The 16,904-nt window shown below is 63.6% G+C and carries 9 protein-coding genes and 1 pseudogene; 6 read left to right on the plus strand and 4 right to left on the minus strand.

Going from position 1 to position 16,904, the window contains the following annotated elements; all coding sequences use genetic code 11:
• Positions 1-3 precede the first annotated feature (3 nt).
• Complete coding sequence (locus ABOA88_RS22215; protein ID WP_367852113.1) at positions 4-4,974, plus strand: dermonecrotic toxin domain-containing protein; 4,971 nt, start codon at positions 4-6, stop codon at positions 4,972-4,974.
• On the opposite strand, the gene ABOA88_RS22220 is transcribed toward ABOA88_RS22215, so the two are convergent.
• Positions 4,968-7,439 carry a UvrD-helicase domain-containing protein gene (locus ABOA88_RS22220; RefSeq protein WP_367852114.1) on the minus strand — a complete coding sequence of 824 codons (2,472 nt, stop codon included), beginning with the start codon at positions 7,437-7,439 and terminating at the stop codon, positions 4,968-4,970. The two genes, ABOA88_RS22215 and ABOA88_RS22220, sit on opposite strands and share 7 nt — an antisense overlap.
• Positions 7,440-7,659: 220 nt before the next feature.
• On the opposite strand from ABOA88_RS22220, the gene ABOA88_RS22225 reads away from it, so the two are divergent.
• Entirely contained in the window at positions 7,660-8,358 is a 699-nt protein-coding gene (locus ABOA88_RS22225; RefSeq protein WP_196171064.1) for a pirin family protein, read from the plus strand.
• Here ABOA88_RS22225 and ABOA88_RS22230 read toward each other — a convergent pair.
• From ABOA88_RS22230 to ABOA88_RS22240, 3 genes and pseudogenes are all read right to left on the minus strand, one after another.
• Positions 8,359-8,478, minus strand: a pseudogene (locus ABOA88_RS22230) (helix-turn-helix domain-containing protein); the annotation flags it as partial.
• Positions 8,479-8,535: 57 nt separating this feature from the next.
• On the minus strand, positions 8,536-9,411 hold the full coding sequence (locus ABOA88_RS22235) for an alpha/beta fold hydrolase (RefSeq protein ID WP_367852115.1): 876 nt from the start codon (positions 9,409-9,411) through the stop codon (positions 8,536-8,538).
• A 21-nt stretch (positions 9,412-9,432) separates the two neighbouring features.
• Positions 9,433-10,053, minus strand: coding sequence for a LysE family translocator (locus tag ABOA88_RS22240; protein WP_196171062.1), 621 nt, complete (start codon positions 10,051-10,053; stop codon positions 9,433-9,435).
• A gap of 145 nt (positions 10,054-10,198) precedes the next feature.
• Between ABOA88_RS22240 and ABOA88_RS22245 the strand changes: the two genes are divergently transcribed.
• The 4 genes from ABOA88_RS22245 (at position 10,199) to ABOA88_RS22260 (ending at position 16,713) form a co-directional block, all read left to right on the plus strand.
• Positions 10,199-10,681 (plus strand): GNAT family N-acetyltransferase, encoded by a 483-nt coding sequence (locus ABOA88_RS22245; RefSeq protein WP_196171061.1) that lies wholly within the window; start codon positions 10,199-10,201, stop codon positions 10,679-10,681.
• 177 nt (positions 10,682-10,858) lie between these two features.
• A complete protein-coding gene (gene mexE, locus ABOA88_RS22250; RefSeq protein ID WP_196171060.1) occupies positions 10,859-12,103 on the plus strand; it encodes a multidrug efflux RND transporter periplasmic adaptor subunit MexE in 1,245 nt (414 codons plus the stop codon).
• A gap of 12 nt (positions 12,104-12,115) precedes the next feature.
• Positions 12,116-15,295, plus strand: a complete 3,180-nt coding sequence (locus ABOA88_RS22255) for an efflux RND transporter permease subunit (RefSeq protein WP_367852116.1) — start codon at positions 12,116-12,118, stop codon at positions 15,293-15,295.
• Entirely contained in the window at positions 15,292-16,713 is a 1,422-nt protein-coding gene (locus ABOA88_RS22260) for an efflux transporter outer membrane subunit (protein WP_196171058.1), read from the plus strand. Before ABOA88_RS22255 ends, ABOA88_RS22260 begins: the two co-directional genes overlap by 4 nt.
• Positions 16,714-16,904: the final 191 nt, after the last annotated feature.

Below are 16,904 nucleotides of genomic sequence, written 5' to 3' on the forward strand. Positions count from 1 at the left end.
ACCATGACCACCGAGCCCCCCTTCCATCACGCACAGATCGTTCGCGCCTTGCCAACCTGGTGCAAGGCCCTGCCCGCCCGACGCGTGCCCGACCTGCTGAGCCGGCTGCGCAAGGACTACCTCCAGGCCGATGGCACCGCCCATGCTTGGTACACCAAGGCCAGCGCCGAGGATCAACAGGCTCTGAACGCTGCCATCGACCGCCGGGACTCCAGCCGCAGGGCCCTGCAGGATGCGCTGGAACCACTCAAGGGCATCACTGACTTCTGCAAGCCATTGCTCGAACAACGCCTGGGCATCGATGACCCCGTCGATCAGGCGCAGTACCACTTCCAGCCGTTCAGGCAAGTCCTCGAAGTGCTGACGGAAACGACTGCCACCGTTGCCGCGCAGACTGACACAGCACGCTATGAACGCGACCCCAAGGGCAAGCCGCGCAGGCTCAGCCTACTGGAGGCGGCGCTGCACAATTTCGAAAGCGCGGACGAAGCCGGCCCCTTCAGTACCTTGCAGCGCAGCAAGACCGACACCAGCCCAGTCACAAGTCCCGTGGCAGGGCTGACAGCCGCTGGATTCGTCAAGATCTGCCGTGACCTGGACCTTGGTCGGCAGTACCAGACGCATCTCGACTCACTTTATGACGGCCCTGCCTCGACCTGGATCCAGCGCCTGTCCATCCAGGCCAGCCAGGACGAGCTGCGGGTCCAGGCATGGATTGCCCGACTGCGCGAAAAGGTGAGCGATGCAGGGCATGCTGCGCTGATGCAATGGTGTGAGAACGGCGCCAACCCAAGCTACCAGGGCCACGCACTGAAATGCTGGCGGATCAACCTGTTCAACACCCCCCTGAACGAAGTGTTGGTGATCGGCCCGGAGCAGAACGATGGGACCAACCCGTGCATGGTCTACATTCCCGGCGCACCGGATGCGCCCTTGCAGGAGTACCCGTCGGCGAGCCAAGCCGCAAGCGACCTCGCCAAGCGCATGCAGGACACTGACCTGCTGCGCTTGATGATCGGCTTGGCCCCCCATACCCTGCAGGCCGACTTGAACGCCAAGCTGCGTCAGGCCTTGTTCGCTGAAAAGCGCTTGTTCGGACGCAAGGTCCGGCTGAACAAAAAGGCGCCCAGGCTCCTCTATGAGCGCGTGGCCCTGCCTGACACCCCCTGGGTCACCCTGCACCGCAACCACGTACGCCGACTCAAGAGCGATGCCGCCAGCATTGCGGTCCCCACCGCCGATGCCGATGCCAAGTCGCGCCTGGAGCGGTTGGAGCACTGGCTGTCGGTGGGGCTGGACGTGCTGAACGTCGCGGCGATGTTCGTTCCGCTGCTCAACCCGATCATGATGACCATCGGTGCTGCGCAAATCATGGGTAGCGTTTTCCATGGCATTGAAGCCTGGGAGGACGCCGATACCACCGAGGCGCTGGCCCAGGTGGAGTCCATCGCGGTCAACATCGCCAGCGCAGCGGCCCTTGGTGCCGGACTCACGGCCCTGAAGGCATCGGGCTTCGTCGATGCCCTGCAATCGATCCGCCACGAAGGGGGCGAACGCCTGTGGCGCCCTGATCTTGCGGCCTACCAGAGCTCTGTCGAGCTGCCTGCCGAGCTGTCTGCCGATGCTCAAGGCCTGTATGCGTTGGACGGTAAGCACTACGTCCGCATCGAAGGCCAGACTTACCCGCTCGAGCAAGACCAGCATGGCGATTGGCGCCTGCTTCCCTCCAGTACCACCGATGCCTACCGCCCGCGCCTGAGCCATAACGGCCACGGTGCTTGGCGCCTGGCCCTGGAGCAACCGCTGGACTGGAGTGATCTTCAACTGGTGCGCCGCCTCGGGCCTGTGACCGACGGGCTGGAAGATGCCGACCTGATGATGGCCATGGCTGCCACTGGTACCGACGCCGATGTGCTGCGTCTTGTGCACATCGACGGACAACGGCCGCCGGCGCTGCTCATCGATGCGCTCAAGCGCTTGCACATCGACAAGGAGACTGACGATGTCGTTTTCCGTGTCCGCCATGCCAAACCGCTTGCCGCCTACAAGCACTACGCGCTTGCGGCCCTGCCCACATTGCCAGGCTGGCCTGAGGATCATGTCATCCTGGCTTTCGAAGGCGCAGAATCGACAGGCAACGTCACTCGATATGGCGCGGCACAGGCCCCTGACGAAGTGCAGGTCAAGATCACGCTCACCGAACTGGAACAGGGCCAACTCAGTCAAACCGTCATCGCGCAGATGAAGCCGCAGGCCCTCAGCACGCTGCTGTCGACGCAGGGCGCGGACGAACAAGGCGCCTCGGCCCTCAACGATATCCTGGCCGATCATTTGGCGGGCCAGCGCGCGTCGATGTTCGAAAGCCTCTACAAAAGTCGTCAACCGGCCTTGAGCACACCAGCCGAAGTCTTGGCCGGGCAGTTTGACGGATTGCCCGTCGATGCCCTGGACGCCATCGTCGACAACGCCAGCGCCAGCGAAGAACAGCGCCTGGCAGCGGGCCGTGTGTCGTTGCGCATCGCCGAGGAGGCACGGCGCCTTCAGGCCCGTGCCCGGCTGGATCGGGCCCTGTTGGGGCTTAATCGGGCAAACCTGGCCAACGCCGACAGCCAGCGACTGGCCGACGCCTTGGCGGTGGAACAACCCGATGCCAGCCCGGCGGAGCGTCTTGAAGCGGCGCAGGCAGACCGGGACCTGGCCGCCCGCTTGATCGGCCAGCAACCGATCAAGCCCCGCTGGCGCTCGCCGATGCGCCTGAGCGACGGGCGGGTGGGTTATCCGCTCAGTGGCAGGTTCCGTTTTTCGAACCTGCTCAGAGGTGGCCAGGACGCTAACCATACCCACCTGCAAAGCCTGTATCCGGGCCTCACCCGGGAGCAGATCCGCGCGCTGGTCCGAGACATGGCCCGCCATGGCGATGTTGCGGGGCAGATCAGGGTGCTTGGCGAGCAACGCACGACCCTGGCCGAATTCCTGCAAAACTGGACCGATACCGGCACGGAGGATGAATACGACAACCGCCGAAGGCTCAGCCGCCTGCTCAATCGCACCTGGTGCCGCGATGCAGGCCAGCACCTGCACCTGGACTACCTTGTGCTCGATACCCTGCCCTCATTGCCGGTCCCGTTTCCCCATATCACCGAGCTGTCCATGGATGGCCTGCATTTGCAGACGATTCCACACGACTTCCTGCAGAGCTTTCCAAACTTGCAGCGATTGGAGCTGATCAACAACCCCCAACTGGACACACGCACCTTGTTCCAGGCACTGCGCAACGCGCCTGGGCTGCGCGAGCTGGGGATCAGCCGTACACCACTTGGCCAGCTCGACGCTGACGCTCGCGAAGCCCTCAGCGCCATGCGCCACCTACGCACGTTACACATCTTTCGTGCCGGATTGACCTTGGACGTGGCCGACATGCAGGTGCTGGAACGGTTGCCGCTGCAGATACTGCGGCTCGACAGCAATGCCATTGAACTCACCCCAGGGCTGGCGGCGCATTTCAGCCAGTTGACGTCGTTACGTGAGCTGAGCCTCACGGACAACCCGCTGGGGATCGCCCCACAGCTGGCTGGGCTGCACAATCTTGAAGGTCTCTACCTCGACGGCTGCCAACTCACGCAATGGCCCACCGGACTCACCGAGTTGATGGAGCGGCAAAATTGCCGACTGCGCGACCTGCAATTGAATACCAACCAAATCACCGAGTTCCCGGCGCTCGAGCGGATCCTGCAAAGCGCCTTTGTCAACGAGCTGCGCACCGCCAGACGCTTGATCATCTGGACCTTCTTTGACAACGGTATCCCCCAGCAGACGGCCGAACGCTTGCGTGGGGTAGGCGTGAGGATTCTGGAAACACGCGAGCTGCTACCTCAGGCCCCGGAGGCGGGCTTGCCCGCAGTGCCCCCTGAAGTCGCGCCGGTGCAGTGGCTGGCTACGGCCACCGACATCCAACGCCAATTGTGGAACGACCTGTTCAAGGACGGCACCTACCCCTATTTGCATCAGGTCATCGAGCGCGTCGGGCGCTCGGTACAGGCACGCAACAGCCCCCAAGCACTGGCCCAGCAAATCTGGACTTTGCTGGAAACGGCGAGCCAGGATGAACACCTGCGCGCTCACCTGGATCAGATCGCCAGTGACTTCCCGCCCACCTGCGGCGATGCCGGCACAGATGGGCTCAGCACCCTCGAGATCGAAGTCCTGGCTTATGAGGAAAGCTCCAATGGAGAGATTGCCGGGCCACGCTTGTTCGTTTTATATAGCCGCCTGTACCGGCGCGAGCAGGTAAACGAGCTGGCATTTCGTATCTACACAACCCGCCTGCGGCGTCAGGCGCGCTATCTGGCATGGAGAAACCTGCCGAGCGCGCGCAGGGGCCCTCGTCCAGCATTGCCCCCACTCGACCCGCTGGACAACATCAGCCTGGAGCAATTGGGGCAAGGCCTGGTCGATGACATCGAGATCCGCTTGGCGTTGCGCCAGGCCGCCGCCTCTCGGCTCGACTTTCCCGAACCCACCCACGAGATGCTCTACCGTCAGACCGCGATGATTTCCGATCACACCGTGGATGAGGTCGTTCACGCCGTTGAACGGTTCGAGGAAGACAAGGAAAACGACCTGCTGCGACAGGCTTGGGTTGCCCGACAGCCGAGTTGGCAGCGGTTTCTCAAAAAGCGTTACGCCCAGGACTTCGACGCCCTGACCGCGCGCTGGCAATCAGGCCTGGACTACCTTGAGTACTGCATGGATTCCGACGCTGAGCCGGTCGAAACCCTGGACGAGGCCGTGATCGAGGTGCTCACGCCCGTGTTGCCGGAGTCGCCGCTGAATGCAACAGGCCAGTTGCGCCGGGTAGAGGTCAATGAGGGGGGGCAACTCAAAGCGACCCACGTGCTGCTCGAAGGTCGCCAGAAAGAGGAAGAAGCCCTGCTGCTCGACCTGACCAAGCAACAGGACCCAAACGCTCACTGACCGCGTAGGTCTTCGAAAAACGCGTGCCGACCAGCCACCTGGCCGGACGCGCGAGGCGCACCCACCGACTCGCCGTTGGCGGCTTCCACGTGCCAATAGCAGTGCCTGACCGCGCGGGTCACCGCGACATAGGCCAGGCGCTGCACCTCTTCCTTCTGCGCCGTGTCGAAGGGTTGGGCATCACCGGCACGCCCCAGACCGGCCATGCGGTACGCCTGGTTCTTGTACGGCGAGCTCGTCAGGTACTGGCAATCACCGAGCATGAATACGGCATCGGCCTGTAACCCTTTGGCGCTGTGATAAGTCAACTGGCGCAGCCGACGTTGCTCAGGCGGCAAGCTAGAATCAGCTTTATAAACAGGAACTAAATGCTGCTCTATCAATGACTTATCAGAACTTTTTCGAAACAACATCATGACCGTTTCGCCGCGCGCGTAGTGCTCCATCAAGGTCTCGGCCAGGGCCGCCTCATCGCGGTCGAAGACCTTTACCGGCGACAACGGCAGCTCGGCCGCCAGACCACTGGCCTTGGCCTTCTTGCCAGCGATGGCCGGTGCGCCTTTGACCAAGTGCTCGGCGGCATCGATGATGTGCTGCTGGCTGCGGTAGTTCTCCACCAGCATCACCCGGGTATTGGCCGGTGACGGAAACGCCTTGGTGAATTCCATGAAGTACTTCGGCGAGCTGCCCCGCCAGCCGTAGATCGACTGCCAGTCGTCCCCCACGCACATCAATGAACTGTGCCCGGCGTTGCGCCCGACGTGCATGGCCGGGCCACGCCGCCGGATCTCGGCCAGGCTCGCCCGTAGCCAACTGACGATCTGCGGGGAGACATCCTGGAACTCGTCGATCATCAGGTGCGCCAGCGGGCGCAGCAGCGGGTCGGGCAACAGGCGCAGGTTCTCCGGATTGTTCTCACCGAACAGGGCGAACATGCGGTTGTAGGTCATCACCGGTGGCGACTGGGCCAGCAGGTGCGCCTCCAGGGCTTTCCAGAACAATGCCAGCGCCTCGAAGAACGCCGCGTCGCTGTCATCGGCCGGGAAGCTCATGCCGGCCACCGCAGTGCTCACTTCCAGCCCCAGGTTCTCGATGAAGCTGGCGGCAGCGACGAACGCATCCAGAAGCGGCGCCGGTGCCAGCTCGCCCTTGACCTTGTACTCAAAGCCCGGGCCCGCTACTGCCTCACCGGCCAAAGAAGCTGCCAAACGCTTTGCTGCAGTGTAATTATCAAGCCATATCAATGGCTTATCGCAGAAAGCTTGAAACAACGTGCGCTTTACAGCCCACTCCGCCCGCACCCCGAGTTTGGCGCCGGGGCGCTGGTACTGGGCACTTTCGCAGGGGTCGAAACCGAGTACCACCCAAGCGTCCAGCCCTTCAAGACGGCCATGCACATGAAAACGACTGCCACGGATCTGCACCGTGTCGCGGCAGGGCTCGATGCCTTTGATCGGCCAGGCCCCCGCGGCGAACCACAGGTCTTCGATCACGTCGCACAGTTCTTCGTCGCGCTGGGCCGCCAATTGGGTCACTTGCACGCGCTTCTGTACATCGGGGTGGTCGGGGTCCAGGGGTTTTAACTGCAATGCCTCCCGGCGCAGCGTGCCGATGAGCTCGGCAAAGCGGGGGCTGGCTTGCAGCAGATCGCGGTAGCAGAGGTTGAGCTGCTGGCGCTGGGCATCGTTCAGGCGCAGGTCGAACGGGTTGCCGTCGGCATTGGCCTCGCCGCCTGTGGGCAGTTCCTGGCCCAGGGTCTCGAAGGCCCGCAGCTGGCCAAAGCCCGGCAGGCTTCGCACCAACGGCAGGATGCGGGAATGGAAAGTGCGCACCAGCTCCCGGGCCTGGGCTGGCTGCAGGTCGAGCTGCCACAGGGCAAAGACCTGCACCAGGCGCTTGATGAAGTCCTTGCGCGATTCGCGGGTGAAGGTCACCACGGTCATGGCGTCCAGCTCATAGCCCAGGTAATGACGCAGCAACAGGATGCGCAGCACCAGGGAGGTGGACTTGCCCGCGCCGGCGCCGGCCACCACACAGGTGGAGGGGGTGTCGCTGAAGATCAGCTTCCACTGGGCGGCGCTGGGTTGGGCCGAAGCTGGCAGGCGCTGGGCGACGTCGGCCTTGAAGCGCTTTTTCAGCTCGGTGGTCAATGGCAGACGCCAGTCGTCGAACAGGTTGGAGTCCTGGCCCGGAACGGCCGCCGCGTCAGGGCGCAGGTCACGGATCACCAGTACCTGACGCCCTGCCTCATAGCCCTCGACGCGGCCACGCTCGTAGCCTTCACGCAGGCCATCGGCATGGCCGCTGCGCTGGCCGGTGGCATGACCCAGGAACCAGGAGTCGCGATGCTGTGCCTGCAATCGGGTCAGGCCGCGCCCCAACAGGCGGGCGGCCAGGCGGCGAAACCAAGGCAGTTGGGCGGGCGGCGTCAGCTCGGCCGGAGCCGGGGGATGCTCGTGGGACACAGTCACTCCGTTGAAGATCGAATCAGCGGGCCATGTTCACCTCATCCGTGAAAAATCGCCAGCGAATGCTTTCAGATCAGGGTATTAGGCGATGAATCGCATGTATTTGTGCACACAAAAGAATCCAATAAATAGATAAAAACAAGCCGATATTTACGCTTATTTTCGATCTTTGTTTGGCGCATCATGGCGCCATTCCACCCATTCAAGGAGCACGACCATGCTGCAACTGCGACCGTTCGAAAGCCTCGGCCACGCCAACCACGGCTGGCTCGATGCCCATCATCATTTCTCGTTCGCCGAGTACTACGACCCAGCGCGCATGAGCTGGGGCAACCTGCGGGTCTGGAACGATGACTTGATCGCCGCGGGCAGCGGCTTCCCGCCCCACCCGCACCGCGACATGGAAATCATCACCTATGTGCGTGAAGGCGCCATCACCCACCAGGACAGCCTGGGCAACAAAGGCCGTACCGAGGCGGGGGATGTTCAGGTGATGAGCGCAGGCACCGGGATCGTGCACAGCGAATACAACCTGGAAAAGGTCGACACCCGGATCTTCCAGATCTGGATCATGCCTGAGCGCGTCGGCGAAGCGCCGTCCTGGGGTACCCGGCCCTTCCCCAAAGGCGAGCGCGGCGAAGGTTTCGTGACCCTGGCCAGTGGCCGGGACGGCGATGAAGACAGCCTGCGCATCCGCACCGACGCCCGCCTGGTGGCCGCCACCTTGCGTGCCGGTGAAACCGCCGAGTACCGCTTCGACGCCGGCCGCCGGGGCTATCTGGTGCCGGCCAAGGGATTGGTCGAGGTCAATGGACTCAGGGCCAAGGCGCGTGATGGCGTGGCCATCGAGCAGGAAGAAGTGCTGCGGGTCAGTGCGATCGAGGACAGTGAAATCGTCCTGGTGGATGTGGCCTGACTACCCGCCTTCACGCCCGAAGTAGGCTGACGGTGAACCCCCAAGCGTTCGGCGGAGCATTGCGCTGAACGCACTGGGGCTTTCATAGCCCAGGTCCAGCGCGGCCTCCAGCACCGACTGACTTTCGCACGCGATTAGTCAAATGCTCACCTCAAAGCGGGCAGACCGTCGAAGGGCTCAGCGCGTTTGCAAGAAACTCACGACCTGCTCGGCCGCCGCTGCCGGGTCTTCCTGCATGAAGCAATGCCCACCCGGCACCTGCTGGACACTCACTTGGCGGTTCAATGCAGCCAGCCGCTGCACCGAGTGGGGTACGAAAGGATAGGTATGTTCGCCGTAGAGGATACGAGTGGGGGTCTGGATCCGCGCCAGATGGGTCCACATCCGTTCGGGAAACGAACTGAAGATCTCGACCTCGCGGCTGGGCCGGCACTTGAGCACGACACCCTCACCGCACTCACCGATGGCATGCTCCACATAGGCGTGCAACGAGGCATCGGTCCAGCCCTTGAAAATGCCCCGCCCTTTCAGCGAGGCCAACGCCGCCTCCCGATCCGGCCAGTGGCTGCGGCGGGTCGCAGCCTTGCGTGCCAGAGCATGACGACGGTGCAGCCCGACCAGTGCGGCGGCGCCCATCACGCCGATCATGCGCCGGCTGAACAGCACCGGGTCCAGCAGCACGGCGCGCTCGAACAAGTGAGGCTCAGTGGCCAGAATCAGGCCAGTCAACACCCCGCCAAAGCTGTGCCCGACCGCGAAGCGAGGTACGTCGCCATACTCGCCACGGCCTGCGTCGAAGGCTTCCACCGCCAGCGCCGCACTGCGATTCCAGCCACGAAACACCCCGCCATGGTCACTGTCGCCATGCCCCTGAACATCGCTCAGCCACAGGTCGAAGTGTTCGCTCAAGTGCATCAGCAGAGGCTGGTAGGCCAGGCAGCAAAAACCGTTGCCGTGCAAGAAGTGCAACAAGGGCCGCCCGCTGGCTGGCGAGCGCCAGCCACGCAAGGTGAAACCTTCGGAGCTTTCGTGGGACCAGGGAATCAACTGCATCGGCCTTGTGTACTCATCGGTTCAGGAAAACGCCGATTCTACAAACAGCAGCGGGTACAGCGAAATCACCAGCAGCAAGGCCATCAGGACATTGAACAGCATCAGCCAGCGCGGGTTCTGCAAGAAGTTGCGCAAAGCACTGCCGAACATCACCCAGATCCCGACACTGGGCAGATTGACCAGGGCGAACAAGGCTGCGATGACGATCACGTTGAGCACATAGCCCTGGGCCGGCGTATAGGTGGTGATCGCCCCCACCGCCATCACCCAGGCCTTGGGGTTGACCCACTGGAAAGCCGCCGCCCCCCAGAAGCCCAGAGGCTTGCGTGTGTGTGCGGCATCGCCGGAGATCGGCCCGGAGGTGGCGATCTTCCAGGCCAGGTACAGCAGATACGCGGCGCCCGTGTAGCGCAGGATGCTGTAAAGCGGCGGCCAGGCAGTGAACAACTGGCCCAAGCCGAAACCCACGCCCAGCACCATCACCATGAAGCCGATGCTGATCCCCAGGGCATGAGGGATCGACCGGCGCACACCGAAGTTCACCCCCGACGCCAGCAACATGGTGTTGTTCGGCCCTGGGGTGATCGATGAAACGAAGGCAAAGAGCACGAAGGCGGTGAGCAGATCGACTGATCCAAGCATGACGGGCTTCCACAAAGGGTTGTTGTGTTGTCACACTAGCCGAGCGCTTTTCTGCGTGACCCGTACAGTTGCAATAAATTGCACCGATACACATGACTGTATCGGCTTCAAACGACCTGCCCTGCCCCCTCAAGGACGTCTGCACATGAGCTTGACCATTCGCCCCGCCGTGCGTACCGATGCTGCGCAAATCCTGGCCTTCATCACTGAGCTTGCCGAATACGAACGCGCCCGCCATGAAGTGGTGGCCAGCGTTGCCGACATCGAACACAGCCTGTTCGATGAGGGCAGTACCGTCCACAGCCTGATCTGTGAGCGCGACGGCGTGGCCATTGGCTTTGCCGTGTACTTCTACAGTTACTCCACCTGGCTTGGACGCAACGGCATCTACCTGGAAGACCTGTACATCACCCCCGAACAACGCGGCGACGGCGCCGGGCGGCAGGTGCTGCGGCACATTGCCCGCGAAGCCGTGGCCAAAGGCTGCGGGCGTCTGGAGTGGAGCGTGCTGGACTGGAACGAGCCCGCCATCGGTTTCTACAAGTCCCTCGGCGCCGAGCCGCAGGACGAGTGGGTGCGTTACCGGCTCGAAGGGGAGCGGTTGGCGCAATTTGCGGCGCAGGCCTAATGACCTGGGGCCGCGTCGCGGCCCCTGCCCAGGCCCCCCTGGCATTCATGTGTCCTGATCGATGATGCATGGCCACATATCATTCCGCTTGATAATAACCTTCGTGCCGTTCGATTCGTTCCCCGCGCGCAAGACTCGCAGAATCCGCCCACTATCCAATCATTGGCGGAGTTCTCCATGGAACAATCACTCAAACCCTTGCGCTTTCCCCTCGCTGCCCTGGCAGTGCTGGTGATCGCCGCGTGCGGTCGTACTCCGGAGGCTGTGCAGGCTCCTGCCGCGCCCAAGGTCAGCGTGGCCAAGGTGATCGAGCAGCCGATCAACGAATGGGACGAGTTCACCGGTCGCCTGGAAGCGCCGGAAACCGTCGAGGTGCGCCCACGGGTCTCCGGCCAGATCGACCTGGTGGCCTTCACCGAAGGCGCCCAGGTGCAAAAAGGCGACCTGCTGTTCCAGATCGACCCGCGTCCGTTCCAGGCCGAGGTACGCCGTCTGGAGGCGCAACTGCAACAAGCCCGCGCCACGGCGCTGCGCAGCGAGAACGAAGCCCGTCGTGGTGAACGCCTGCGTGACAGCAACGCGATTTCCGCAGAGCTGGCCGAATCGCGCAGCAGCGCCGCCGCCGAGGCCCGCGCCGGCGTCGCGGCGATCCAGGCGCAACTGGACCTGGCCCGCCTGAACCTGAGCTTCACCCGAGTGACTGCGCCGATCAGCGGCCGTGTCAGCCGCGCCCAGTTCACCGCCGGCAACATCGTCACTGCAGACGTCACGCCGCTCACCTCAGTGGTTTCCACCGACAAGGTCTACGCCTACTTCGACGCCGATGAGCGCGTCTACCTCAAGTACACCCAGCTGGCCCGCGACGGTCAGCGTGGCCAGAGCACCCCGGTGTACCTGGGCCTGACCAACGAGACCGGCAATCCGCACCTGGGTCAGATGAACTTCGTCGACAACCAGGTCAACCCGCGCACCGGCACCATCCGTGGCCGCGCGGTGTTCGACAACCGCGACGGCCAGTTCACCCCCGGCCTGTATGCCCGCCTGAAGCTGGTCGGCAGCGCCAAGTACGACGCCGTGCTGATCAACGACGAGGCCGTGGGCACCGACCTTGGCAAGAAGTTCGTATTGGTCATGGACAAGGACAACAAGGCCGCCTACCGCGCCGTGGAACTCGGGCCCAAGCTCGAAGGCCTGCGCATCGTGCGCAGCGGCCTGAACAAGGATGACCGCATCGTGGTCAAGGGCCTGCAGCGCGTGCGCCCCGGCTCGCCGGTCACGCCACAGGAAACGCCGATGGCCAGCGAAGAGACCCTCGCCACCCTGGCCCGCCAGCGCCAGGCCCTGGAAGCCAGCAACAAGGCAGCACCGGCCGTTGCCGGCGCCCGTGAAAACGTCGCCAGTGCCCAGGCACCGCGCGGTTAAGGGACCCCACCGATGAACTTTTCGAAATTCTTCATCACCCGGCCGATTTTCGCCGCCGTGCTTTCGCTGGTGCTGCTGATCGCAGGCTCCATCGCGCTGTTCAAGCTGCCGATCAGCGAATACCCCGAAGTGGTGCCGCCCACCGTGGTGGTGCGCGCCAACTTCCCCGGCGCCAACCCCAAGGTGATCGGCGAAACCGTCGCCGCGCCGCTGGAACAGGCGATCACCGGCGTCGAGAACATGCTGTACATGTCCTCGCAGTCCACCGCCGACGGCAAGCTGACCCTGACCATCACCTTCGCCCTGGGCACCGACCTGGACAACGCCCAGGTGCAGGTGCAGAACCGTGTCACCCGGACCCAGCCGAAGCTGCCCGAAGAAGTGACGCGCATCGGTATCACTGTCGACAAGGCCTCGCCCGACCTGACCATGGTCGTGCACCTGACCTCGCCGGATAACCGCTATGACATGCTGTACCTGTCCAACTACGCCATCCTCAACATCAAGGATGAGCTGGCGCGCCTGGGCGGCGTGGGTGACGTGCAGCTGTTCGGCATGGGCGACTACTCCCTGCGGGTCTGGCTCGATCCGAACAAGACCGCCTCGCGCAACCTGACCGCCAGCGACGTGGTGGCGGCCATCCGCGAACAGAACCGTCAGGTCGCCGCCGGCCAGCTGGGCGCCCCGCCCGCCCCTGGCGCGACCAGCTTCCAGTTGTCGATCAACACCCAAGGCCGCCTGGTCAACGAGGAAGAGTTCGAGAACATCATCATCCGCGCTGGCGAAAACGGCGAGATCACGCGCCTGAAGGACATCGCCCGGGTAGAACTGGGCTCCAGCCAGTACGCCCTGCGCTCGCTGCTGAACAACCAGCCGGCGGTGGCGATTCCGATCTTCCAGCGCCCAGGTTCCAATGCCATCGAAATCTCGGACGAAGTCCGCGCCAAGATGGCCGAACTGAAGAAGGACTTCCCCGAGGGAATGGACTACAGCATCGTCTATGACCCGACCGTGTTCGTCCGTGGCTCCATCGAGGCCGTGGTGCATACGCTGTTCGAGGCCCTGGTGCTGGTGGTGCTGGTGGTGATCCTGTTCCTACAGACCTGGCGCGCCTCGATCATCCCGCTGATGGCCGTGCCGGTATCGCTGATCGGCACCTTCGCGGTGATGCACCTGTTCGGCTTCTCGCTCAACGCGCTATCGCTGTTTGGCCTGGTGCTGGCCATCGGGATCGTGGTGGACGATGCCATCGTCGTGGTGGAGAACGTCGAGCGCAACATCGGCCTGGGCCTCAAGCCCATGGAAGCGACGCAAAAGGCCATGAGCGAAGTGACCGGGCCGATCATCGCCACCGCGCTGGTGCTGTGCGCCGTGTTCGTGCCGGCCGCGTTCATCTCCGGCCTTACCGGGCAGTTCTACAAGCAGTTCGCCCTGACCATCGCCATCTCGACCGTGATCTCGGCATTCAACTCGCTGACCCTGTCGCCGGCCCTGGCCGCGGTGCTGCTCAAGGACCACCACGCGCCCAAGGACCGTTTCTCGCGGTTCCTGGAAAAACTGCTGGGTAGCTGGCTGTTCGCCCCGTTCAACCGCTTCTTCGACCGTGCCAGCCATCGTTATGTTGGCGGTGTGCGCCGGGTCATTCGTTCCAGCGGTATCGCCCTGTTCGTCTATGCAGGCTTGATGGGCCTGACCTACCTGGGCTTCTCGTCCACGCCAACCGGTTTCGTCCCGGCCCAGGACAAGCAGTACCTGGTGGCCTTCGCCCAACTGCCGGACGCGGCCAGCCTCGACCGCACCGAGGCGGTGATCAAGAAGATGAGCGAGATCGCCCTGGAGCAACCTGGCGTGGCCGACTCGGTGGCCTTCCCTGGCCTGTCGATCAACGGCTTCACCAACAGCCCCAACAGCGGCATCGTGTTCACCCCGCTCAAACCCTTCGACGAGCGCAAGGACCCGAGCCAGTCGGCGGCCGCCATCGCGGCGGCGCTGAACGCCAAGTTCGCTGACATCCAGGACGCCTACATCGCAATCTTCCCGCCGCCCCCCGTGCAGGGTCTGGGGACCATCGGCGGCTTCCGCCTGCAGATCGAGGACCGTGGCAACCTGGGTTACGAAGCGCTGTACAAGGAAACCCAGAACATCATCGCCAAGAGCCATAACGTGCCGGAGCTGGCAGGCCTGTTCACCAGCTATCAGGTCAACGTGCCTCAGGTCGATGCCGCCATCGACCGCGAGAAGGCCAAGACCCATGGCGTGGCGATCAACGACATCTTCGAGACGCTGCAGATCTACCTGGGCTCGCTGTACACCAACGACTTCAACCGCTTTGGCCGCACCTACCAGGTCAACGTCCAGGCCGAACAGCAGTTCCGTCTCGACGCAGAACAGATCGGCCAGCTGAAGGTGCGCAACAACCTGGGCGAGATGATTCCGCTGGCGACCTTCCTCAAGGTCAGCGATACCTCGGGACCTGACCGGGTGATGCACTACAACGGCTTCATCACCGCCGAGATCAACGGCGGTGCAGCGCCCGGCTACAGCTCCGGCCAGGCCGAGGCCGCCATGGAGAAACTGCTCAAGGAAGAACTGCCCAACGGCATGACCTTCGAATGGACCGACCTGACCTACCAGCAGATCCTGGCGGGCAACACCGCGCTGTTCGTCTTCCCACTCTGCGTGTTGCTGGCCTTCCTGGTGCTGGCCGCCCAGTACGAGAGCTGGAGCCTGCCGTTGGCGGTGATCCTGATCGTGCCGATGACCCTGCTATCGGCCATTACCGGCGTGATCATCTCGGGGGGTGACAACAACATCTTCACCCAGATCGGCTTGATCGTGCTGGTGGGCCTGGCGTGCAAGAACGCCATCCTCATCGTCGAGTTCGCCAAGGACAAGCAGGCCGAAGGCCTGGATCCGCTGGCTGCGGTGCTGGAGGCTTGCCGCCTGCGTCTGCGTCCGATCCTGATGACCTCGATCGCCTTCATCATGGGTGTGGTGCCGCTGGTGTTCTCCTCCGGTGCCGGTGCCGAAATGCGCCATGCCATGGGTGTGGCGGTGTTCTCGGGGATGATTGGCGTGACCGTGTTCGGTCTGTTCCTGACGCCGGTGTTCTTCTTCCTGATCCGCCGTTTCGTCGAACGTCGCCAGGCCCGCAAGGCCGAGCGCATCCACTCGCTGGAGAGCCATGCATGAACCTGCTCAAACCCCTGACCCCGAGCCTGCTGGCATTGGCCCTGGCGGCCTGCGCGGTGGGCCCGGACTACCAGGCGCCGGCAACCGAGCCTGCGCACCTGGACACCGAACTGCCGACCAAGGCGTTGGACCGCAGCCGTTTCGAGAGCATCTGGTGGAAGCAATTCGACGATCCGGTGCTCAACCAACTGGTACAGGCATCGCTGGAAGGCAACCGTGACCTGCGCGTGGCTTTCGCCAGGCTCAAGTCAGCGCGCTCGATTCGCGAGGACGCCGAGAACGACCAACTGCCGGTGGTGACCAGCCGTGTCAGCAGCGACATCGGCAAAGGCCAGATCCCTGGCCAGACCGAGCAACGGGTCAACAGTGAGCGCTATGACCTGGGCCTGGACATGGCCTGGGAGCTGGACCTGTTCGGCCGCATACAGCGGCAAATCGAGGCCAGCGAAGCGCAGGAGGCTGCCGCTGCGGCCGACCTGCAGCAGTTGCAGGTCAGCCTCATCGCAGAACTGGTGGACGCCTATGGCCAGCTGCGCGGCGCCCAACTGCGCGAGAAGATCGCCTTGGCCAACCTCAAGACCCAGCAGGAGTCGCGCAGCATCACCGAGACCCTGCGTGATGCCGGGGTCGGCAATGACCTGGACGTGGTTCGCGCCGATGCCCGCCTGGCCGCGGTGGAAGCGACCGTGCCACAGTTGCAGGCCGAACAAGTGCGCGCACGCAACCGCATCGCCACCCTGCTTGGCCAGCGTCCGGATGCGCTGAGCGTGGACCTCTCACCCAAAGCCTTGCCGGCGATTGCCAAGGCCTTGCCGGTGGGTGACCCCGGCGAACTGCTGCGCCGCCGCCCGGACATCCGCAGCGCCGAACGCCAATTGGCGGCGGCCACGGCCAATGTCGGCGTGGCCACAGCGGACCTGTTCCCACGGGTGAGCCTCAGTGGATTCCTGGGCTTTACCGCGGCGCGTGGGTCGCAGATCGGCTCGTCGGCAGCCAATGCCTGGGCCTTGGGGCCGAGCATTACCTGGGCAGCGTTCGACCTGGGCAGTGTGCGGGCCCGCCTGCGCGGGGCCAAGGCCGATGCCGAAGGGGCTCTGGCCAATTACGAGCAGCAGGTGCTGCTGGCCTTGGAAGAATCGGCCAATGCTTTCAGTGATTACGGCAAGCGTCAGCAACGGCTGCTGGCATTGATTCGCCAGAGTGATGCGAGTCGCAAGGCGGCTGACTTGGCGTCGGTGCGGTATCGGGAAGGGACTGTCGATTACCTGGTGCTGCTCGATGCGGAGCGGGAGCGGCTCAGTGCCGAGGATGCGCAGGCGCAGGGTGAGGTTGAGCTTTATCAGGGCATTGTGGCGATCTACAAGGCTCTGGGGGGCGGGTGGCAGCCTGAGGGGCAGGCGGTGGCCAGCGTTCGCTGAGGTTTTTCTAGGACTCCTTTGGTTGGTTCCTCCCCCAACCGTTTGCCCTGCTGGCCTTTGGGTTTGCGGGGCTTTTTTTTGGGGCTTGGGCTTGGGCTTTCAGGCTGGGTGAATATCCGGGTTTGGTGGGGGCGCTACCGGCGCTTTTCGCCTTTACGGCGACCTACTTTTGCTCTTGGGCAAAAGTAGGC

Origin of the sequence: Pseudomonas sp. PKS (genome assembly GCF_051913525.1) — a bacterium.
Lineage (GTDB): Bacteria > Pseudomonadota > Gammaproteobacteria > Pseudomonadales > Pseudomonadaceae > Aquipseudomonas > Aquipseudomonas guariconensis_D.